17 protein-coding genes are annotated in these 23,092 nt (G+C 33.9%); 6 read left to right on the top strand and 11 right to left on the bottom strand.

Going from position 1 to position 23,092, the window contains the following annotated elements; all coding sequences use genetic code 11:
* From SMGD1_RS03060 to SMGD1_RS03070, 3 genes are read right to left on the bottom strand one after another with little or no spacing between them, the layout of a single operon-like run.
* Window positions 1-1,242: a TolC family protein gene (locus SMGD1_RS03060; RefSeq protein ID WP_008337658.1), complete on the bottom strand. Its 1,242-nt coding sequence runs from the start codon at window positions 1,240-1,242 to the stop codon at window positions 1-3.
* Window positions 1,242-4,385, bottom strand: coding sequence for an efflux RND transporter permease subunit (locus SMGD1_RS03065; RefSeq protein WP_008337736.1), 3,144 nt, complete (start codon window positions 4,383-4,385; stop codon window positions 1,242-1,244). The genes SMGD1_RS03060 and SMGD1_RS03065 overlap by 1 nt, the downstream gene beginning before the upstream one ends.
* Entirely contained in the window at window positions 4,385-5,431 is a 1,047-nt protein-coding gene (locus SMGD1_RS03070) for an efflux RND transporter periplasmic adaptor subunit (protein ID WP_008338101.1), read from the bottom strand. The genes SMGD1_RS03065 and SMGD1_RS03070 overlap by 1 nt, the downstream gene beginning before the upstream one ends.
* Before the next feature lie 114 nt (window positions 5,432-5,545).
* Here SMGD1_RS03070 and SMGD1_RS03075 point away from each other — a divergent pair, with 114 nt between their 5' ends.
* From SMGD1_RS03075 to murI, 3 genes are all read left to right on the top strand, one after another.
* Window positions 5,546-6,040 carry a MarR family winged helix-turn-helix transcriptional regulator gene (locus SMGD1_RS03075; RefSeq protein ID WP_188093529.1) on the top strand — a complete coding sequence of 165 codons (495 nt, stop codon included), beginning with the start codon at window positions 5,546-5,548 and terminating at the stop codon, window positions 6,038-6,040.
* A gap of 105 nt (window positions 6,041-6,145) precedes the next feature.
* Window positions 6,146-7,507, top strand: coding sequence for a transcription termination factor Rho (gene rho, locus SMGD1_RS03080; RefSeq protein WP_008337828.1), 1,362 nt, complete (start codon window positions 6,146-6,148; stop codon window positions 7,505-7,507).
* A complete protein-coding gene (murI, locus tag SMGD1_RS03085) occupies window positions 7,507-8,250 on the top strand; it encodes a glutamate racemase (protein WP_008340615.1) in 744 nt (247 codons plus the stop codon). The genes rho and murI overlap by 1 nt, the downstream gene beginning before the upstream one ends.
* On the opposite strand, the gene SMGD1_RS03090 is transcribed toward murI, so the two are convergent.
* Window positions 8,251-9,294, bottom strand: a complete 1,044-nt coding sequence (locus tag SMGD1_RS03090; protein ID WP_008337929.1) for a chemotaxis protein CheX — start codon at window positions 9,292-9,294, stop codon at window positions 8,251-8,253.
* Window positions 9,295-9,428: 134 nt separating this feature from the next.
* Here SMGD1_RS03090 and SMGD1_RS03095 point away from each other — a divergent pair, with 134 nt between their 5' ends.
* On the top strand, window positions 9,429-11,189 hold the full coding sequence (locus tag SMGD1_RS03095) for a GGDEF domain-containing protein (RefSeq protein ID WP_008338121.1): 1,761 nt from the start codon (window positions 9,429-9,431) through the stop codon (window positions 11,187-11,189).
* A 53-nt stretch (window positions 11,190-11,242) separates the two neighbouring features.
* Window positions 11,243-13,036, top strand: coding sequence for a DNA polymerase III subunit gamma/tau (locus SMGD1_RS03100; protein ID WP_241761435.1), 1,794 nt, complete (start codon window positions 11,243-11,245; stop codon window positions 13,034-13,036).
* A gap of 4 nt (window positions 13,037-13,040) precedes the next feature.
* Here the strand turns inward: SMGD1_RS03100 and SMGD1_RS03105 are convergent, their stop codons facing one another.
* From SMGD1_RS03105 to SMGD1_RS03125, 5 genes are all read right to left on the bottom strand, one after another.
* Window positions 13,041-13,253 carry a hypothetical protein gene (locus SMGD1_RS03105; RefSeq protein ID WP_008337859.1) on the bottom strand — a complete coding sequence of 71 codons (213 nt, stop codon included), beginning with the start codon at window positions 13,251-13,253 and terminating at the stop codon, window positions 13,041-13,043.
* 72 nt (window positions 13,254-13,325) lie between these two features.
* Window positions 13,326-14,720, bottom strand: a complete 1,395-nt coding sequence (locus SMGD1_RS03110; RefSeq protein WP_008337669.1) for a HAMP domain-containing sensor histidine kinase — start codon at window positions 14,718-14,720, stop codon at window positions 13,326-13,328.
* On the bottom strand, window positions 14,714-15,388 hold the full coding sequence (locus SMGD1_RS03115) for a response regulator transcription factor (protein ID WP_008338103.1): 675 nt from the start codon (window positions 15,386-15,388) through the stop codon (window positions 14,714-14,716). Before SMGD1_RS03115 ends, SMGD1_RS03110 begins: the two co-directional genes overlap by 7 nt.
* Window positions 15,389-15,494: 106 nt before the next feature.
* The gene (locus tag SMGD1_RS03120; protein ID WP_008337759.1) at window positions 15,495-16,190 is read right to left on the bottom strand and encodes a response regulator transcription factor; all 696 of its coding nucleotides are present in this window, start codon (window positions 16,188-16,190) and stop codon (window positions 15,495-15,497) included.
* Complete coding sequence (locus SMGD1_RS03125) at window positions 16,183-18,711, bottom strand: ABC transporter substrate-binding protein (RefSeq protein ID WP_008337999.1); 2,529 nt, start codon at window positions 18,709-18,711, stop codon at window positions 16,183-16,185. Before SMGD1_RS03125 ends, SMGD1_RS03120 begins: the two co-directional genes overlap by 8 nt.
* A gap of 110 nt (window positions 18,712-18,821) precedes the next feature.
* Here SMGD1_RS03125 and SMGD1_RS03130 point away from each other — a divergent pair, with 110 nt between their 5' ends.
* Window positions 18,822-19,277 (top strand): hypothetical protein, encoded by a 456-nt coding sequence (locus tag SMGD1_RS03130; RefSeq protein ID WP_008337893.1) that lies wholly within the window; start codon window positions 18,822-18,824, stop codon window positions 19,275-19,277.
* Here SMGD1_RS03130 and SMGD1_RS03135 read toward each other — a convergent pair.
* Window positions 19,274-20,086, bottom strand: coding sequence for a TIGR00282 family metallophosphoesterase (locus SMGD1_RS03135; protein ID WP_008337745.1), 813 nt, complete (start codon window positions 20,084-20,086; stop codon window positions 19,274-19,276). The two genes, SMGD1_RS03130 and SMGD1_RS03135, sit on opposite strands and share 4 nt — an antisense overlap.
* Window positions 20,086-23,076, bottom strand: a complete 2,991-nt coding sequence (mfd, locus tag SMGD1_RS03140) for a transcription-repair coupling factor (protein ID WP_008338042.1) — start codon at window positions 23,074-23,076, stop codon at window positions 20,086-20,088. Before mfd ends, SMGD1_RS03135 begins: the two co-directional genes overlap by 1 nt.
* Window positions 23,077-23,092: the final 16 nt, after the last annotated feature.

Genomic DNA, 23,092 nt, shown 5'->3' on the forward strand with positions numbered 1-23,092 from the left:
TTACTCAGAAACTATTCTCTGTAGAGTTTGGTACGCTACAAAAAGGTCATAATATGCATCGTTGTTTGCATTTACAGCCTGTGTCAGATTTGACTGAGATACTAAAAGAGTCAGAGTATCTACCTCTCCATAACTGTATCTATCAGATGTTATACGGTAATTCTCTTTTGCACTCTCTTTAGCGCGAGAAGCAACATACTTAGCACTCTTTGCAACTTTAAAACCCTCATAAGCTTTTATAAGTTGGTTTTTCAAATCAAGCTTTAGTTGATGAAGTTGAAAGTTTTGCTGATTATTTTTCTCTAAAAGAGCTTTTTTCATAGCTAAATTTCTAAACCCTGAGTATATATCCCAAATAACGTTAACTCCATAGGAAGTCTGGTCTTTTGGTTGATATATTACTGTACCTGAGGCTCTCTCTTGATCGTTAATCTGATGAGATGCTTCTAAGTTTACCTTTGGCAGATAGTTACCTGTTATTGCATCTCTTTGACTTCCAAGTGACTTACTTTTAAACATCATAGCTTTTATCTCACTACGATTCTTCATCATCTGCTCTTGAAGAAAATCTATATCTTTTACATTTTCTACACTTGCATCAAAATCATCTATATTCTCGTTCTCAGCGATGCTAACGGCTATAGTATTTTCTAAGTTACTCTTTGAAACTATAAAATCACTCTTTGCTTTTATGAGTGCCTGTTCTGCTTTTAGCTTTTCAACATCTATTAGAAGCAAATCATTCTTTGCAACTATTCCCTGCTCATACCTTACATTTGTATTATCATACTGTTTTGTAAGAGATGTTAACTGCTCTTCTTGAGCCTTAATGCTCTTTCGCTTTTTCAGATAGTCAGTATAAGCTACTGTCACTGAGAGTTTCAAGTCTGCCAAAACTGCTTTGTCTTCAAGCTTTGCAGATTCAATTTCAGACTCTTTTGAGCTGACAGTCGAGTAATCAGAAAAACCGTTAAAGATGTTGTATTTTAGACTCAAGTTATAGTTATGACTTGGACTAAAAGTAAACGCTGTTGGGTTCTCATGCTCTTGCCAAGCGAATCCTGCTTGAAGAGTTGGATGGTAAGCTCCAGTCGCTTCATCTTTTACATACTCATTGTATTTTATATTACTTTTTGAGATTGAAACTTTTGGAGAGTTACTTATGGCCAAGTCTATAGACTCACTCAGAGTCAATCCAAAGAGTGCCATATATGATGACACAAAAACTAAAACTATTCTCATTATATCTCCTTCTCTTTTTTACCTGAAATACTTAACATTAAGTACATTAGTGCAGGTGTAACTAAAATCGTAAACAACATTGAAAGGGCAAGTCCACCTGTTATAACAGAACCTAAACCTCTGTAAAACTCTGAACCAGGCCCTGGAATTAAAACTAATGGCAACATCCCAAACACAGAAGTCAAAGAACTCATAAAAATTGGTCTCAAACGTGAACGAGTAGCTTCTATGATTCCATCTTTGTAGTTCATTGAGTTGTGACGAATGTTATTTAGAGACTGGTGTACTATAAGAATCGCGTTGTTTACAACAATACCGATTAGGATAATAAAACCAAGCATAGTTAGAACATCAAGTGGCTGTGGAGCTATGAACATGTTTGTAAGTTTTAGACCAACAAAACCACCTGCTGTTGCCATAGGAACCGTAAAGAGAATCACCAACGGATAGATAAAGTTTCCAAATAGAGCGCTCATAAGCAGATAGATAATCGCAAGAGCAAATACCAAGTTCCACTTCATAGACTCTATTGTTTGAGCCAACTTATCTGCCTTACCTGCAAGTTTAACATCTGTGCCGTCTTGAAGCATAGCTGGAGGTACTCCCTCTTTTACAATCTTTTCTAATCTCTCTACACTCTCTTCTAAAGTCATAGTAGTCGGTGGTGTTACTTGAAGAGTTATCGTTCTCTTACCATCTACGTGACGAATCTTTGTAATGCTTGTAGTATGTTTAAGCTCTGAGAGCTCAGACATTGGGACTAAACCTGCCTTTGGAGTTGTAACCTGAGTTAAATACAAGGCTTCAGGAGAGTTAATCATACTGTCATGAGATTTTAAAATCATATCTATAGACTTCTCTCCGTCTTGAGTATACTCGCTTATCTTACGACCATCTAAAAGTACATCTGCTGCAAATCCAAAACTTCTGCTACTCATTCCAACATTTGCTAAAGAGTTACGATCTGGAATAATCAAAGCTTCTGGAAAAAGAAGCTCAATAGAAGGAACAGGACGAACCTGAGCACCTTGAAGTCCACCAGAGATAGCACCAAATAACATTCCACCGATTTGAGTAAGCTTAGATATATCTTGACCGCTGATATCAATGTCAATATTTCTCCCCTCACCTATGCCCTGCTCAAACACACCACTCTGAAGAGAGATACCAAATACACCAGGAAAGCTATTTACAATTGGCATCATAAATGGAATATACTCAGCAGAACGACTCTCTTCTTTTGAAATCATTCCTTGAATCATCAAGTCTCCAAAAGATACGTAAAAGCTCTCCTTGATAGGAGGAATACCGTTCACTTCATCTTTATAGTGAGGTTTCATATATTCATATATCTTATGACCGATATCCTTCTTCTCATTTTCAGAGAGCCCAGGAGGCGGGATTAGGATGTTCATAATAAGATTTTGATTTCCTTGTGGTAAATATTCCATCTTTGGAAACAGTACCATGATGGTAGCAACAGAGATGCTAGCCATAAATAGAATCATTATAAACTGATTTATTCTTCTTTTGAGACTCCAGACAACTGTCGACATAAATAAACCAGCAATTTTCTTAGCCATACTAACTAAAAATGAGTCTGGTCTTTGGGATACTTCATGCTCTTTTTCATGATCTTTTGAACTCATCTTTATAAGCTGTGTCCAAAACATTGGGATAACTGATATAGACACAAACAAAGAGAATGTAATGGCAGCAGTTACTGCTATGGCAATATCTTTAAATAGTTGTCCTGCTTCTGATTCTAAAAAGATAACCGGCAAGAAAACAGCAATAGTCGTTAATGCAGATGCTACTAAAGCACCCCAAACCTCAACAGTTCCATCATGTGCTGCATCAAATGGTTTTTTACCCATTTTTAGATGTCTGTCAATATTTTCCAAAACTACTATAGCACTGTCAAGAAGCATCCCAACCGCAAATGAAATACCAGCCAGTGAGATGGTGTTGAGACTTCTATCCATTATATTTAAAACTATAAATGTTGCAACAATACTAATAGGAATTGCTGCTGAAACAACTGCTGTCGGTAAAAATGAGCGTAAAAATAGTAAAAGGATAATAATCGCTAAAACTGCACCGACTGCAATATTTTGCTGAACTAAATCTATGGCACCCTGAATATAACCTCTTTGGTCATAGTACCATTCTAGGTGAATATTATGAGCCGGAAGTACATTTTTATTTAGATTTGTCACTACTTCTTCAACTCTGTTTGTAGTTTCTACCACATTTGCAGAAGGGTCCATTCTAACACCGTAAATAAGAGCCTTATTTAACTTATCTCCACTTGACTGTAAAATATTTGCTACAACTTTCTCATAACCTTTTGATATCTCAGCAACATCGCCAAGGCGTATGCTCTTTTGTCCATCATTAAACAGAACCATCTGCTCTAACTCTTGGATAGATGTAAATCTTGCAGATGTTCTTACACGATAAGTACGTCTGTCTATATCTACAGTTCCTGCCGCTGTGTCAACATTTTCATTTCCAATTGCAGATGCTACAGCATCAATCGTAAGTCCGTGAGCCGCAAGTCTTTGAGGGAATAGTTTAATATGTAGCTCATCTTTTGTACCACCTGGAACAAAGATGCTAGCCACTCCTTTTACACGCTCGAATTGCTCTTTTACTTCATTATCCAAATATGTAAGATATGTATCAACATCTCTGTCATTACCTTCATTTGCAACAAAACCCATCCAAATGGTAGGAGATGCATTTGAACCTGCTGATTGGATAATCGGCTTTTGCACATTTTCAGGATAAGTATCAACTTGATTTAGTTTGTTTGACACTTCAAGCAGAGCCTTATTCATATCAGTTCCAACTTCAAAAGTCAGAGTTATCTCAGATAGATTATCAGATGCTGTTGCCTCATAGTTTACAAGACCAGGAGTAGATTTTAACTGCTCTTCTTGTTTTTCAACTATGTCACGCTCAACTTCACTTGGAGTTGCTCCAGGCCATAAAGTGACAACGCCGATTTCAGGTTCTATTACATTAGGAGTCAGTTTATATGGAAGCTGAGTTAGAGCAACCAGACCAAACATCATAATCAATACTATACCGACAAAAACACTTACTGGTTTTTTTATAGATATATCAATGAGGTTCATTAATTAGCCTTCTCAACTACAGGCATATTTGGAAAGACTCTCTCGTTTCCTTTTGTAATTACTTTCATATTTACTTTTAATCCGCCAGCTGTTATAGCTGCTTCATTTTTAGTATAATTAATTACATCTACGGGAATCATAATAGCTTTTGAATCAACAACACTAAAAACTACAAAGTTTCCAAAACGTTTAATTACTGCATCTCTAGGAACTAACAGAGCTTTCTCTTTTTTAAGTGTAGGTATTTTTATATCTATTCTCATTCCCTCTATAAGATTATTTTTAGAGTTAAATGAAAGTTTTACAGGAAAAGTACGGCTTGATTTATCTGCTAAAGGGATTATACTTTTTACACTTACTTCTATATCTTTATCATTTATTTTAGCCTGTAGTTTTTGACCTACAGAGAGTGTCTCAAGAAGTGAACTTGGAATATTTACTCTCGCTTCAATACTTTGTGGATTTACCACATTAAAGACACTGTTTCCAACTGCCACCCACTCACCTATATATACATCTCTTTTTACAATAACTGCGTCAAACGGTGCTTGTATACTCTTCTTTTGAAGTTCTATCTTCATAGAAAGAAGTTCTGCTTTATGAGAATCTATCTCTGAGTTTAGAGCTTCAAGTGTATAGTAAGTGTTATCATAACTACTTTGAGCAATACTCTGCTTCTTCAAAAGTGCATCTGCTCTTTGAAGATCTTTTTGCTGTTTTGTCTGTTGAGCTAAAAAAGAATCCAGAGTAGCCTGTTTTGCTTTTACCTTGGCTTCTAAAATAGAACTCTCAAGTTTAAGTAAAACAGTTCCTTCTTTTACACTCTGACCCTCTTTCACATAGATTTTGCTAACTACACCTGAAGTCTCAGAAGCCAGTTTAGAATTTCTATCGTAGTAAAGCGTACCTACATAATTTTGAAGGGAGTTGGCATAACCTTCTTTTACCATTACAGTCTTAACCAAAGATGGCGGAGGCTGAGCACCCTTAGTTTCATTTGCTTGTATATTTAAAAACAGTGCTGCTGCCAATAATATATATTTCATATTTCAAACTTCCTTAAATTTTATCTTGCTGGAAAGATAACATATTGTCTCTTAAAGATATCTTTCCAGAAAGACATCTTTACTTATCTTGAGAATATGACTATAATTCGTCTTATGAATGCTAACGAATTAAAATTACACCTTGAGAACAAAGATGACCATATATGCAGTAATAGTGACATAGGATATGTAACACTGCCTCTATTAATGCTTTCTCAGAAGCTTTTAACAGATATAGGTAATCTTTTAGATGAGAGATATAATATGTCAACTAGCGAACTTGATGTTCTTGCATCTTTACACTCTGCTCATGATGAAAAACACACACTTACTCCTACAAAACTATATGAAAGACTTTTCTTCTCATCAGGTGGAATGACTAAAGTTTTAAAAAGGTTAGAAAAAAAAGAGTTTATTAAAAGACTCGACAATGAAGAAGACAAGAGAAGTAAACTGGTTCAACTAACTCAAAAAGGCAGAGAGATTTTAGAAAAATCTTTAGTTGATGTTATAGCACGTGAAGAAGAGATTTTTGCTCATGTAAACAGAGATGAGAGGAAAAATTTGTCAGATTTACTCTTCAAAGCACTTGGTGAAGTAGAGCAATAAATCATCAACCTTGACTTTTTGCACCCTATTATTGTACTATTACGGCATTAAAACTTATAACCCTTCTCACAAAAAAAATCCCAATTAAATCAAGGTACTTACTTTATGAGTGAAAACACTTCACAAACACCTAACAAGAACGACACTAACAAAAGTTCAACTCCAAATAGAAACAACTCAAAAACAAGAACACACAAACCTGTAAAAGGCGCTAGTGTTGAAGACCTTCGTACAAAAACTACCGAAGAATTAGTAATAATCGCTAATGAGTTAAATGTTGAGCATCCAAATGAATTAAAAAGACAAGATATTATCTTTGAAATTTTAAAGGCTCAAACTGAACAAGGTGGTTTCATACTCTTTAGTGGTATTTTAGAAATTATGCAAGATGGATATGGGTTTATCCGTTCTATAGATAAAAGTTTTAATGAAAGTATCAACGATGCTTATGTGTCAAATACACAGATAAAGAGATTTGCACTTAGAAACGGAGACGTAGTAACAGGACAAGTTAGACCTCCAAAAGATCAAGAGCGTTACTACGCACTTATCAAAATAGAAGCTGTTAACGGCTTACCTCCTGAAGAGAGTAAAAAAAGACCTCTTTTTGAAAACCTTACACCACTCTATCCACTAGATCAAATCAAACTAGAGTACAGAGAAAAAGGTCTTACAGGCCGTATGATGGATCTTTTCTGTCCTATCGGTAAAGGTCAGCGTGGACTTATCGTTGCACCTCCAAGAAGTGGTAAAACTGAACTTTTAAAAGAGATTGCTCACGGGATAACTGCTAATCATGCTGAAATTGATTTGATGGTTTTACTTGTTGATGAGAGACCAGAAGAAGTTACAGACATGGAGAGAAGTGTTAAGGGTGATGTTTACAGTTCTACTTTTGATATGCCTGCAAAAAACCATGTTAAAGTTGCTGAGATGGTCATAGAAAAAGCAAAAAGACGTGTTGAGCTTGGACGTGATGTTGTAATCCTTCTTGATTCTATCACTCGTCTTGCACGTGCTTACAATACAGTAACACCTTCAAGCGGTAAAGTACTTTCAGGTGGTGTAGATGCGAATGCTCTACACAAACCAAAACGTTTCTTTGGAGCTGCCCGTAACATTGAAAATGGCGGAAGTTTAACTATTATCGCTACTGCTCTAGTTGATACTGGAAGTAGAATGGATGAAGTTATCTTTGAAGAGTTCAAAGGTACTGGTAATATGGAAGTTGTTCTTGATAGAAAAATTGCTGATAGAAGAATATACCCTGCTATGGATATTCTTAAGTCTGGAACTCGTAAAGATGAACTTCTTATCGGCCCTGAGACTCTTCAAAAAGTATTTATACTTCGTCAGATGCTACATAAACAAGACAATGAAGTTGAAGCTCTTAAATTTATCTACACTACTATGGGTAAAAAAGAGACTAATGATGAATTTTTAGAAAGTATGAACACAAATCAATAATGAAAGTCGGAGTATTCGATAGCGGGATCGGTGGCTTAACAGTAGTTAAGTCTATGCTAGAGCACCAACTCTTTGAAGAAATCATCTACTTTGGCGATACTGCCCGCGTTCCTTACGGAATCAAAGATAAAAACACCATAATTCGTTACGCTATTGAAGCGGTAGAGTTTTTCAAAAATTTTGAACTTGACCTTATTATTGTTGCTTGTAACACGGTTAGTGCTTACGCTTTAGATGAGATGAGAGAGACTTCAGCTTGTCCCGTTATCGGAGTTGTTGAAGCTGGCATCTTAGCTACTGCCAACTCTCTAAAAGACAAAGAATCAAATATTCTAATCCTCGGTACAAAAGCTACTGTAAACTCAAAAGCTTACGAGATTGGACTAAATAAAAGAGGCTACAACAACCTTCAAGCAAAAGCTACAGGACTCTTTGTTCCTCTCGTTGAAGAAGAGATATTTAGTGGTAAAATCTTAGAAGCTACTATGGAGCACTACTTCAAAGATGTTAAAAAGCCAGATGCTATCATCTTAGGCTGTACACACTTTCCACTTATTTCAGAGAGAATAGAAAATTATTTTTCAAAAGAAAGCGTTATCATTCACTCAGGAGATGCAATAGTTGAGTATCTTGAGAATGAGTTTGAGTTTACTCATCAATATGATAAACCAACTCTAAAATTCTTTGCATCTGAGAATCCAGATGCACTTAAAGCTGTTGCTGCGAAGTGGTTATCTATTTAACTACTTCGTTATAAACATGTAAAATGCTTTACCTGCTAACTGCATATCAATCCAAACACCACTGTTTTCACCTATGTAACCTTGAGTAGCTTTTAGAGAGTTATATGTCTTTGGCAGATCAAAAATAACTTTAATATCTTTTTTGTCAAATGCTGTCTTCGTAGCTCCGGTAATAATATTACAAAACTCACCTACACCATCGTTAAGAGTCTCTAAATCATTTTCTTCTACAGTCTCGCCAAGTAGAGATTCTAAAGCTATAATAGCTATATCTTTTGGGAAGACAAGTGTGAAAAAACCTTCTAAATCACCTTTAAAATGCATAACTGCGCAGATATTGTTTGCATCTATACTTGTATCAAAACCCTTAATACTATGTGCTGATTTCTCTGCATTAAGTCCAGTAAAAGAGACTAATGTCTCAACTGCAGTATCCATAAAAACAGGAAGATTCATGATGAGATTTTTTGATAAAGAGAGACTATTTTTAGAAGCACCTGAGCTACTTAGTTTTTCATTTAAAGCACTCTGCGTAATTATGATGTCATGTGCTTCTTCATGCATACGCTCTTGAAACTCTTTTGGATCTTTTGCTCTTATTACACTATAGCCGTATTTAGAAAGTTCAGATGAGAGTCTTTTACTATTTTCTTCATCATCATCATATACCAAAACACACATACCTTCTTTAAATGCTTTCGGATCAAGAAATAAATTGGCTACATTAGTATTTTTAAACAGTTTTATCTTAGTAGTTTTGGTACACTTTTTTAAGATTCTAAAGAGTTCCATACTATAGTCAATAATGCTAATTGGAATTCCAAGATTTTGGCTCAATACATTCAAATATTTAACCATCATCATTACAATATTAGGGTCACCTTCATATATCACACCCTTTAGAGATACTAAAATACCTTTGATATTTTTATTTTTAACCATATCTTTTTTAGAAAGAATGGAGCTCTCCAGCAGTCTATTACTGCGATCTTGAATAACACCGTTATAACTAACCACTATAAAATCACTATTTTTACTATGCATCTGCTCTTACTCTCAATTTTCTTAATCTCAAAATATTATCACCGTTTGAATTAAAATCTCCTATTAACACACTCTTTGTCTTTGTAAAATATGGTGGTAACCATTTTGAAATATTCCAAGACTAGAATTGTGATATGGAAAATAAATTACCCCAAGAGTGGCATGAAAACTTAAAAATTTTAGATATTGCTTTTCAACCAATACTCAATATTCATACCGGAAAAATATTTGCTGTAGAAGCGCTTTTAAGAAATTACTTAGAAGCCGGCTTTGAATCAATATTTTCACTTTTTGATGAAGTATATAAAAAAAATTTACTCTACTCATTTGATTTAGAACTTAGAAAAAAAACAATTCAAAAATTTACTGAGATTGAGATTTACCAAGATCTGAAATTATTTTATAATCTTGATAATCGTCTTTTTGAGATGCCGGATTTTACCCAGGGTAATACCAGAAAAATACTCTTAGAGCACAATATAAAAAAAGATACTATCTGTTTTGAAATATCTGAAAGACATAAGCTAGATGGCATCCACAATATGCAGACAATCATGCAGCACTATAAAAATGAAAACTACTGTATTGCAATAGATGATTTTGGCGTGGGATATTCTGGATATAAACTCTTACATGACATAAAACCTGATATTCTAAAAATAGATAGATTTTTCCTTCAAGATGTACACAAACATCCAAAGAAAAAAGTTATGTTAAAGAGCATTACACACTTAGCAGTTCAACTTGGCATCCAAGTAGTTGCTGAGGGGGTTGAGACAGAAGAAGAGCTTCTTGTATGTAGAGATGTAGGATGTCATTTAGTGCAGGGTTATTTTATACAAAGACCTACAACAGATGTATGCAAAATAAAACCATACTACTCTGAGATATCAGATATTGTCAACAGAGATCAACGTTTTATGGATAAGGGCTATGAGATACGTAGTTACATTGTCAAAATTCCAACTCTATACGTAAAAACAAAAATGAGTACAGTCATAGAGTACTTTAAAAAGCACCAAGAGTCTACTATCATTCCAATTGTAAACTCTCACTATGAGCCGGTCGGGATTCTTCAAGATACTCAGATCAAAGATTTTCTCTACTCTCCTTATGGAAGATCTCTACTGCTTAACGATGCTTCAACAAAATCTAAATTAAAAAATCTTACGCACCCATGTGCAATAGCTGATATAAATAGTGACATATCAACTATCATAGAGCTTTTCTCAAACAATTCCGAGTCATTAGGAATCATCATCACAAAAGACTCTGAATACTATGGCTTTCTATCTGCAAGAGCTATCATCACTATCATGAATGAGCAAAATCTTCTCTTTGCAAGAGAGCAGAATCCACTTACAAAACTTCCTGGAAACACAATGATAGAAAAATATATATTTGAGGCTTCTACTTCAAAAGAGACATATCTACTTTGCTACTTTGACTTAGATAATTTTAAAGCTTTTAATGATGTTTACGGTTTTAGAAATGGGGATAGAGTTATACAACTGTTTGCAGACATACTTAGAAAAGCACTTCCTCAGGAATTTTTCAAAGCGCATATAGGCGGAGATGATTTTTTTACAGGTGTAAAAAATCTTGTAGAAGATAAGGATAAATACATAAAAGATATAAAAAATATAGTTGAAAAGTTTACAAATGATGTAAGAGCATTCTATTCTCAGGATGATAGAGAGAGAGGTTATATACTATCAAAAGATAGAGATTCAAATAAAAAAGAATTTCCTCTTCTTAGTGTAAGTGCTTCAATTTTAATGATTCATGAAAACTCTAAAAATAGATCTATTGAGAAGATAAACAATATTCTCTCCATACAAAAAAAAGTTGCAAAAGATGAGTTCTCTCACATCTCACTAAGTTGTATGATATAAGCCAAAACAATAAATTAAATATTTAATTTTTAAATCATAGTTTAACTCTTTAGATGCTAAAATCTTTAGAATTTAATTTGGAGTTGCATGTGAAAGAGTCTTCTGAAGTATTAGCAAGAAAATATCGTCCATCAAATTTTGATGAGCTTATAGGTCAAGATACTATAGCGCAGACACTTTCACTTGCACTTGACTCTAATAGACTCTCTCATGCATATCTTTTCTCTGGCCTTCGCGGAAGCGGGAAGACTTCAACTGCCCGTATATTTGCAAAAGCTCTTATATGTGAGCAGGGAATGTCGCATGAACCTTGCGGGGTTTGTCAAAACTGTAAACTGGCAGTCGAAAACCGACACATGGATATAGTTGAGATGGATGCTGCATCTTCACGAAAGATAGACGACATTAGAGACCTGATAGAACAAACAAAATACAGACCTGCATCAGCTAGATTCAAAATATTTATCATCGATGAAGTTCACATGCTAACAAAAGAGGCTTTTAACGCGCTTTTAAAGACACTAGAAGAGCCACCAGCGTATGTCAAGTTCATCTTAGCTACGACTGACCCGCTAAAACTTCCTGCGACTATTTTGAGTCGTACTCAACACTTTAGATTTAAATCAATCGCAACCAAGAAAATCATAGATCATTTAGCTCATATTTTAAACTTAGAAGAGATTAAATATGAAACTGATGCTCTGGAAATACTTGCCAGAAGTGGAAACGGAAGTTTAAGAGACACTCTTACTCTACTCGATCAAGCAATCATCTATTCTAAAAATCATGTAGATGTTAACACCGTAACGGATATGCTTGGACTTGTAGACCCTAAGTTTATTATGGATCTCTTTAGTGCTGTCTTTGCCAAAGATTATGCCAGTCTTGTGCAATATACAAAAATACTAGAAGATTATGAAGCTGAGATGGTTGTAGATGAGCTTATAGCTTATCTTAAAGAGCGCATGTACAATCAAGATGCACTCTTTTCTACTCTTGTATTAGATAGATTCTTTAGAATACTTAGTGATTCAAAATCACTATTTAGTATCAATGCTGACGGTTCATTTGTTCTCTCTCTTATATTTTTCAAAATGGTTGAAGCTCTTCGTATAAAAGAGGTTGATCAGATGATAGAATCTCTTCAAAAAGAGATAAAAAGACCTGAGATATCTAGCATAAATATAGAGCCTCTCAAGAGAGTTCAGGTTGAAGCAGTAGAGCCACAAGATCAAGTAGCATCTACCGAATCTATTCAAGAATATTATCAAGAAGAAGATGAGATGCTACATCAAGAGACTCATATTCCTGAGCCTCAGCCAGAGATGCCAAACCTCTCTCTTAAGATGTTTAATGAATTAATAGCTAGTGTAAAGGACAGAAATTCCGAACTTGGTAGATGTTTCGAAGAGTCTATCAGTTTTGTATCTTATGAAGAAGAAATTCTTACTTGGGAGAGTTGTGCAAATGAAGAGTGTAAAAAGACTCTGACTCACGGCTACTCAGCTATAAAACAACTGGTACGTGAGACATTTGGTTTTGAGACAAAGATCAAACATCAAGCCTGCACAAAAGAAATAGAAGAAAAAAAAAATCCACCTGAACCAGAATCTCTAAAGCCTGAGCTTCAAGCACAAATAAAGCAACCTCAGATGCAACATGAGCAGAGTATGTCTATGATCGAAGATGCTGAAATGGGTGGAAGTGCTAGTTGTGTAACTAACTGCTCATCTACTGAAAATGAAATCAAAGAAATCAATGGAACTAACATTAAAGATGAGCCTATGGTTCAAAAAGCCATAGAACTATTTGAAGCTACAAAGATAACTATACAGTCTAAAATTTAATATACTACTCAAAAAACATATCTCTACAGCATAGTTCTTCTTTGTTGCAAAACTCCAAAATATTTCTATATGGAGTTGAGTTTCTTCTTTTTATAGTAGCAAAATTTGCTTGTGACATATCAAGAGCATCTGCCACATCTTTATCTAAAACTTTTCTGTTTTTACTTGACGCTAAATAGAGCTTTAACTCCGATATAATGGCCTCAAAATCTCTCATATTTATTCCTACTTAATTAATAGTATAAATATAACTCAATAAAAAAAATCTTTGCGATTATATGGCAAATTGCTATTTTATTAGCATCTCTTTAAGAGAAAAACTAAAAACTGAGCCCTCTGCAAACTGAGATTTTATTTGCAGTTTAGAGTTGTGCATCTTTAAAATATAACTAACCATAGCTAGCCCTATACCCATAGAGTTGTCCCAAGTATTTTTTTTCACTCTGTAAAACTTGGCAGTCACCTTGTCTATGTTCTCCTCTTGTATGCCGATACCCTTGTCTATCACTGAGAGTTCATTATCTTTTAAAACCACATTTACTTCCACCTCAGAGTACTTTAGAGCATTGTCTACTAGGTTGATTAGAGCTAGCTCTATCATAGTCTTATCAGCTTCTATCATAGTTTTTGTAGCTTCTAGAGTTATCTCTCTGTCTCTGTATTTCAAAGAGAGGTTTGAGACGACCTCTTCACAAAGGGTCTTCATATCAAAGCGTTTAATTTCCATTTTCAAATCATCATTTTCTAGCTTAACCGACAGTGCTAAACGGTCTAGCATCTGAGATATCTTATCTCCATTTGAGCTAATCTTACTGAGGAACTTTTCACGTATCTTTGGATTGATATCTGGGTCTTCTTGAAGTGTCTGCGTATATCCGATTATTGAAGCAACAGGATTTTTGAACTCATGAGAAATAGCTGACAATATGTCATTTCTCTGCTTGTTCATGAGTCTAAGTTTTGCAGTATATTTTCGCTTTTGTTTATCTCTAGTGCTTAACTTTTTCACAAGATTTTTAAGCATTAAAGATATCTGTAAAAACTCATAAAAGTACTTTGTCTTTATGATGGCATTATAGTTTTTATTTGAGATCTCATCTAGAAAGATAGTGATTTGCTCGATATCATAAATGATTCTTGCACTCATTCTTTTTGAGATATAAAATGCGATAAGGACAACTGTTAAAAATACAAGAAAAAGCTTAGACCATAAAGAGTAAAAATCACTCATAACCTGAGCCAAACTCATAGAGAGTCTGATATAGATATTTTTATCACGATAAGAAAACTTCTTAGCTACATATAAAAAATCTACTTTGAGTGTTTTGGAGTATCTTGTTATATGCGAGAACTCATCTTTATTTGCCTGCATGATTTCATATCTTGAGGCATGGTTATCCATAGTTGATTTATCTGCACTTGACTCAGCAATGACCACACCATCTGCATCTATCATAGTGACTCTAAGATTTGTATGTTTATTTACTATAAGAGAATAAGCATCTAAATCATCTATTTTTTCTAAATCAAGTCCCATCATGACTATGGCATTTTCTAAGTGATTTTCACTATGTTCTATTATAATTGATTTAAGAGCCACATAACTAATCAGAGATGTAATAAAAAGAGTTCCTACAAAAAGAAGTAAAAACTTTATAATAAATATCTGGTGTATTTTTAGCACAACTTGTATCCAACTCCGCGAACTGTTTGAATATACTCTTTTGTCTTATCAGGATCAATCTTTTCTTTCAGGCGGTTTATAGCAACATTTACAGTTTTATACTGATATGCTTCACCGTCACCCCATACATTTGTAAGAAGATAATCACGGTCTAAAACACTGTTTTTGTTGATGATAAACTCATATAAAAGATCGAATTCCAGTTTTGTAATCTCTACACTCTCGCCATCAACAAGTAATTCTCTTGTACTCTTGTCAAGCAGTAAATCTCTATGGGAAATCTGCCCTTCATTATATTTTTTAGTAGTTCTTCTGAGTATTGATTTTACACGTAAGATGAGCTCTTTCATATTAAAAGGTTTAGTCATGTAGTCATCTCCGCCTCTTAAAAAGCCCTCTTCTATATCTGTGTCTCTATTTTTTGCACTTAGGTAGATTACAGGAGTCAGAACACCTTCTTCACGTAGATTTGCAACGAACTCGCTGCCTTCAACACCAGGAAGATTTCTATCCATAATGAGAAGATCTATCTCTTCTTCTTCAAGTATTTGACTTACTGTTTTTGTGTTTAAAAAGCCTATGACTTCAAAACCCTCTTTTTCTAAATTATACTCAAGAAGTTCTAGTAAATCCTCTTCATCTTCAACTACTACAATTTTAGCACTCATCTGTATAACCTTGGAAATATGTTTTCATTATTGTACCAAAATGTTGTTTTAGTTTGATTACAGCATGATTACAGCCAAATGCTGTTTCTTTGATAATAATTATTTATTACTGCTCAATCTTATATCCCCAGCCAAAAACATTTTTTATAGTATCTTTGGGTAATTTTTTTCTTAGATTTTTTATGATTGTCTTTAGTGCATCTAACTTATCTCGATCATAACTCTCTTCATACCAAACATTCATGATAATATCATCATAGGTAAATGTAGTATTTATAGAAGAGAAAAGTAGTGATAAAATCGATCTTTCTTTATTTGTAAGAACTGCAGATGAATTATTATTTAAAAGTTCTTCTCTTTGTATATCCCAGTAAAAGCCATCTTTTAAAACAACTGTCTTTTTAGATCTTGTTTCAAAATTAGAAAGCTCGTCGATAGCAAGGTTTAAAGCATCTTTTAACTCACTTCTACTAACAGGTTTAACAAGGTACTTTGTAAGCTTAAGCTCTGTAGCTTCAAGCATATATTTCGTATCAAAGTGAGCTGTCAGCATTATCACCTTTGAAGAGTGGTCATTTTCTCTAATTTTTCTCACCAAATCCAGACCACTTAGTTTTGGAAGGTTTATATCTACTATCATAATATCAGGTTTATTTTTCTTATACTTCTCGTAGCCTTCTTCACCATCAGCAGCTTCATATACTTTTTCAAAATGTCTGTCTAAGTAGTTTACATAGTTGGCTCTGATATCTTTTTCATCTTCAATATATAAAATTGAATATGCTTCTTTTTTATTAATCACTGCTAACCTTTAACTTGATTTCAAAGCATGAACCCATATTATGATTTTTCACATTTAACTCTCCATCCATACTCTCTTCAATGATCTTTTTAGACATATATAGACCCAAACCTGTTCCCTTAGACTTATGCTTAGTGGTAAAGTATGGTTCAAATATTTTTTCTCTAATATTTTTTGTTATTCCACCGGCATTGTCACAGATTCTAATTGTATAAAATCCATCTTTTAATTCTATTGATATATTTATTATTGGAGAGTTAATATTTCTACTTAATAGTACATCTTTAGCATTATTTAGTATAACAACTACAACTTGTTGAAGCTCACCCTCATAACCAAAATATCTAAAATCATTTTCAATATCTACAGTCACCTCAATATTGTTCTTTTTGAGGCTTCCTTTTACAATGTAAATAGATTTTTCAATCATCTCTCTGAGTAAAAATTCATTCTTCATCTTGTCATTAGCAAAAAAATCTTTAAAATCATTAATTGTATTTGACAAGTATTTTGTTAAAGACTCTATCTCCAAAAGCCTCTCTTCTACATCTACATTTCTAAAATTCTTTTCATGTAGTATGTCATCTATTAGAAGTACGGAAGAGTTTATTTGAGTGAGCGGTTGTCTCCACTGATGAGCAATATTCTCCAGCATCTCACCCATTGCAGCAAGTTTATTTTGATGAAAGAGCATCTTGTCTTTATCGCTGGATTTTTTGAGTTCGGCTTCCATTTTTTCTTGAAGTACTTCATTTAATTTTTTAATTTTTACATTTCTATAGATGAATATGATGGCTATTATAAGCACAACTGCAAATAGTTGATAAAAAAGAGAGTAGTCAAACTTTTGTTCATACTTGATCGTAAAATATTTTTTTAATATATCATGCTTGTCATCTTCTGAGAGTTTTTGAACTAATTTTTGTAAAATATTATAGAGATGTATATCATCTTCCCTGACACCAAAACCAAAAGAGAGTTTCTCAGCAAAGTGAGCACTAATTTTAAAACTTGCATAGTCTCCATGTTGAAAATTATATTCAATAGCTACAGAACTTCCTGCAAAACCAAATACTTCCCCGTTTTCAACTTTTTTCAAACCTTCTTCTGTATCTTTAACCTCTATAACCTCTAAGTTTTTATACTTATCTCTTATTATATCAACAAGTGCATAATCTTTAACTACTGCAATTTTTTCTTTGCCTATAGTATAGATATCAACTACACTGGCCTTATCTGTTTTTGTAACTATAACCGGTGGTACATCTAAATACGGAGTTGGAAAGTTAAAATCTTTTTCTCTATCCTTAGTCTGCATTAATAAAGAAAGAACATCACATTTTTTCTCTCTTGCAAGTTTTACAGACTCACTCCAGCTATCTGTTTCTATGACTTTGATTGGGATTGAAAGTTCTTTTTGAAAAAGTTTTAAAAACTCTGAGTTAAGTCCTATATATTCTCCATTTACAAGTGCTTCAAATGGCATCCAGTTCGGATCTACACACATTGAAATGATTTTTTTATTTTTTAAATACTCTTTTTCTTTTTGAGAAAAGCTTATACTAAAAGCTGAGCTCTCAAAGATAAACGACTCTATATCTCTGTTTTTTATTTTTTTAACAAAGCCGGCTTGCATAAAACTATCAGCTATTATTTTAACTCTATCCTTATCTATACTACCTACTTTGTAGATATTTGCAAACATCAACTGCTCTATCTGTTTTGCTTCAAAAAGAAGAGCTTCTTTTGATTTATTTTGAGTATTGTACTTTTGTAAAATAATATCAACTACTTCTTCTTTATGCTTTAGTGCATACTCCCAACCTCTAATAGATGCTTCTTTAAACCTTTGTACTCTTTGAGGATTTTGTAAAGCCTCTTTTTTTGATGTAAATAAGTTTACATCATAATATTTTGCTCCGTAAACAACAGGATCAAAAATCGTATATTTAATGCCTTTTTTATTTAGATAATAGAGTTCATTTGTTGTAAATGCACTCATTGCATCTATTTTTTTATTGATAAACTCATCAATTTTAAAACTTGCTGGAATGTTTATAATATCTTTAGTTTTAAGACCAAACTTATCAAGCATTAGTAAAAGAGTAATATTATCTATAGAGTCAGATACTCCCATAATCTTTTTGCCCTTTAAATCCTTTGGCGATTCAATACTCTCCTGTGCTATTAAGACTAATGGGGACTGCTTAAAAAAGTTTGCCACAAGAACAAGTGGTTTTCCTTCTAAATACTCAGCTATGATTGATGAGTAAGAGAGACCGTACTGTGCTCTTCCTTCTAAAACTTCTTCTGAAATACTTTTTGTACTGTCGTATTCTAAAAGCTCTACATCAAGTCCGACATCTTTGAAAAAACCCTTCTCTTTTGCAGCATAAAAGCCTGCAAATTCAAACTGATGCTTCCATTGAAGTTGTAAAGACACTTTGTCTAATTTGTGTGCATATAGATTAGTTATAGATAACAAAAGTAGTATTTTTATAAAGTTATTGAAAAATTTCATCGCAGTATTTTAACTAAATAAATATTTAGTATGATATAAAGTTAATATAAAAGAAACTAATAAGCTTAATTGATTTATAATATGGTAAGATAGTTATATAGGAGAATGTTATGTTTGTATCATCATATAATACTTACGTCAGTACAAACAGCTCCGATAGAACTGCAAACCAAAGAGTGGACAGAGCGAAGCCTTCTGATGGTTCTTTTGAATCTAAACTGCAACTGGACAGTGTTTTAGAGTCAAAAAACACTCAAAATCTACCAATTACTTACATCTCAAATTATAAAGCATTTAGTAATAAACAAAAAATGCAAGAAGAGTTTCAAAGTAAAGATACAGAAAAATACGCAAAAATAAACTCTAAGAAAAATGCCAAAAACGCTTATGCGGACAATTCTACGATGTTTTCACTCTTTTTAGAGCCAAAAGCAACTCAGAGTCAAACACCTCAGGTTGATCAAAAATTACCTTCTGATCTTCAAAAAGCACAAGAACAAAATATGCGCCATATCATGGTAAATACTTATCTAGCAAATGACAAATACTACCAGATAACAGCCTAGTCTTCTTCTATCCAAGCCTCAGTTTTTAAAATTCTTCCATCACAAAAATATTTTAATTTAAAAGCATTAGAACACTTACCTTTACTAAAATCCATTACAGCTAGCTGAAGTATTTTTTTACACTTCTTTGGTATATCAAAGTGTCCTTTCATCCCAGTAAGAAACTGCTTTAGAGGAACTTTAGAATCCATTCCTATAACATTGTCTCTACATCCAGTCAGACCGATGTCACTAAGATATACGGTTCCCTCAGATATTTGAAAGTCATCAGTAGAGACGTGAGTGTGAGTACCGATAATTCCGTTTACCTCACCTTTAAGCAACATCATCATACCTCGTTTTTCACTTGTAGCTTCTGCATGAAAATCTATAAATATATTTTCCACACCCTGCACTTTTAAATCTGCTACCGTCTCTTTTGCTTTTCTAAATGCATTATCGACCATAGGCATAGAGTAGTGTCCCATAAGATTTAAAACGCCTAGTTTTTCACCGGCAACTTCATAGACCTTGCATCCAGTTCCCTTTACTTCTTCTGGGTAGTTATGCGGGCGAAGTATTTCATGAGTATCAAAGAGTGCTACCACATCTTTTTTATCCCAGGTATGATTTCCACCTGTCATACAGTCTATGCCATAAGAGAGTAGCTCATTTGCATTTAGAACTGTTACCCCAAAACCATGCGACGCATTTTCATAGTTAGCTATAACAAAATCAACTTTGTATTCATCTCTTATTTGTTTAAGATGAGTTTTTAGCATCTCTCTACCTGGTTTGCCTACAATATCGCCTATAAATACTACTCTCATTAAAGTACCTTTGGTTTATTATTTCTAAGATAAAAAAGTACTGCTTTTATAATGTCATCATCATCTTTAGAGTCTGATTTTATACTCTCTTTTGAGTCGTTTTGATACGTAATAGTAATATTTTGTCCATAGTTCATAATACTTCTTATCTTTTTCTCTAAACTAAGAAGCTTTATTACCATTAGTTCAAAGAACTGTTTTGTTGGGTTGTCAAGCTCTCCAAATCTATCAATTATCTCTTCTTCTATCTCATAAATCTCTATAGGCTCTTCACACTGGGAGAGTCTTCTATAGATATCCAGACGAAGTCTGTCTTCTTTAACAACCTCATCAGATATGAAAGCAGAAATAGTAAGTTTTATATCTACTTTAGCTCTCTCGCTCTCCATAGTATTACTAAGTAGTTTAATAGCGTCTTCGAGCATTCTAAGGTATAGAGAGTAACCTATATTTTTTATATGTCCGCTCTGTGCATCTCCGACTAGATTTCCACCACCGCGTATTTCTAAATCATGGTAAGCTAGAACTGAACCGCTTCCTAAAAATGAGTTAGACTCTAAAGCTAAAAGACGCTTTTTTGCCTCATCGGTAAGGTTCTCTTTGTCTTTAACTATGAAGTAAGCAAAACCTTCTGTATGACCACGTCCTACACGACCACGAAGCTGATGCAAATCTGCTATACCGAATCTGTCTGCACCATCTACTATCATCGTATTTACATTTGGCATATGTATACCTGACTCAATAATTGAAGTCGCTATCATCAGATCATACTCTCTAGCTTCAAACTTTAACAACTCTTTTTCAGTCTCAACTGCTGAGATTTTTGAGTGAAGCATTACAACACGAAGGTCTGGAAGTATCGCTTTTAACTCACCTAGTTTTATTGGCATATGATCAATTGAGTTATGCACATAAAAAACTTGCCCGCCGCGACGAAGTTCCCTTAAAATAACTTCTTTGATAAGTTTTTCACTATACTCTTTTACAAACGTTCTAACACCCTGTCTCTCACTAGGTGGAGTTAGAAGTTGGCTCATTGTCTTTATAGAGCTCAATGCTTGGTTAAGAGAACGAGGAATTGGTGTAGCACTCATTGAGAGCAGATGCACATTATGGTAAAGCTCTTTGATCTGCTCTTTTTGCTTCACTCCAAACTTATGCTCTTCATCTATGATAACAACACCTAAGTTTTTAAATGACAAACCAAACAAAGAATGAGTACCGACTACAGCATCTATCTCTCCAGATGCTAAGCCTTTAATGATGTTGGTTCTATCTTTAGAACTTACAAACCTGTCTAGTTTCGCGTATCTGATTCCCATACCTTCAAAACGCTCTGTAAGTGAACGGTAGTGTTGAGCTGATAGAAGAGTAGTTGGAACGATCAAAGCTGATTGAAAACCTGATTTGTATGCTGCAAAGATAGTGTTCATGGCAACTTCAGTTTTTCCAAAACCAACATCACCACTAAGCAGTCTGTCCATAATGTGACCTGATTGCATCTGAGTAATTATCTCATCTACTGATTGTGTTTGATCATCGGTGTAATCAAAGCCAGATTCTTTTTGGAATTCTTGAAGTTCTTTTTTAGCAATAGTAATTTTTGGCGCTTTTATAAGTTCACGAGCTGCAGCAGTATTTACAATCTGACCTGCTATCTCCATAAGGCGTTTTTTAACCTTTTCTTTTAACTTACCAAAGCTTCCCTTACCAAGACGGTCTAGCATCGGAGTAGAACCTCCAGATGCTATGTACCTATCTATAAAGTCTAGGTTTTCAACAGGTAAAAGGATTTTATCATCACCAACATACTTGATAACTATAAAATCTTTTATTCCACCAAGTATCTCTGTCTGCTCAATCTTCTCAAATATACCTACACCATAATCCTCATGAACAACATAGTCACCTGCTTTTAAATCATCAAGCATAATAGAACTTTTTCTTCTTCGTCTCTTCTTATCTGGCTTGTTTAAAGAGATGATTAACTCATCTTTAGTGATTATATTTAAAATATATGGAGCGTAAACTTCGTTTATATTTGTAAGATTAAAAAGCCCAACCTGCTTCATCAGTGCTTCATTTGCAGCAATAATGGTTACTTTTTTATCTTTATGAACTTTTAAAAGAGCATGCAAGTCTGAGACTATCAACTCCCTAAAATCATCAGAACTTGGCATTATGTCTAAGTTAAAATTTTCTCTTGAGAGTTGAGGGTTATTTAGAGCATAAGCATCTACAAGCAGAGTATCTAAAGATCTTGCAAGCTTTGTTTTTTTACCTTCTAAAAAGTTTGAAGCCTTCTCTTCAAGATACCAAAATCCAAGAGATGCTACATCCTTAACTAAAGAGTTAAACTCACTATTGCTTGTTTTTTCACTAAGTTTATTAAAACTCTCTTCATCTAAAGAGTAAAATGCTGGAGTAATGTCAAACTTATCCAACTCCTCTTTTTGTGTTCGTTGAGATTCTAGTTCAAAATATTTTATCTGCTCAATTTCATTATCAAACAAAGAGACACGAATAGGCATCTTAGATGCAGGAGCATAGATATCTATAATATCTCCACGAAAAGATATCTCACCTTCAACCTGAACCATATCCACAAAGTTATATCCCCAAAATAACATCTCTTCTTTAAAAGCATTTAAATCAATATTTGAACCAAATTCAATTGTTTTTGATTCCAATAGAGAAGCTTGGGGCAGATGAAAAAGTAGTGTTTTTAAAGGAGATATAACAAGAGGCTTCTTTTTTTGTGCGTAATATGATTTAAGTGCCCAAAATAGCTGATGCAACTCTTCTGTATAAACACGCAAATCATCTCCAAAACTTGCTCTAAAGTCTGGGAATACAACTACTTCTTTGTTAAAAAACTTTGCAACACTCTCTAGCTCTGTAGCTTCTTTTGAGTCTTCACATATCAGGATTTCCAAATCTTGATTTGGCTCGGTTTTAAAATATTGAAATAGTGCACTTTGTGACATTGTTTTCCTAATGAAG

Source organism: Sulfurimonas gotlandica GD1, from assembly GCF_000242915.1.
Classification (GTDB): domain Bacteria; phylum Campylobacterota; class Campylobacteria; order Campylobacterales; family Sulfurimonadaceae; genus Sulfurimonas; species Sulfurimonas gotlandica.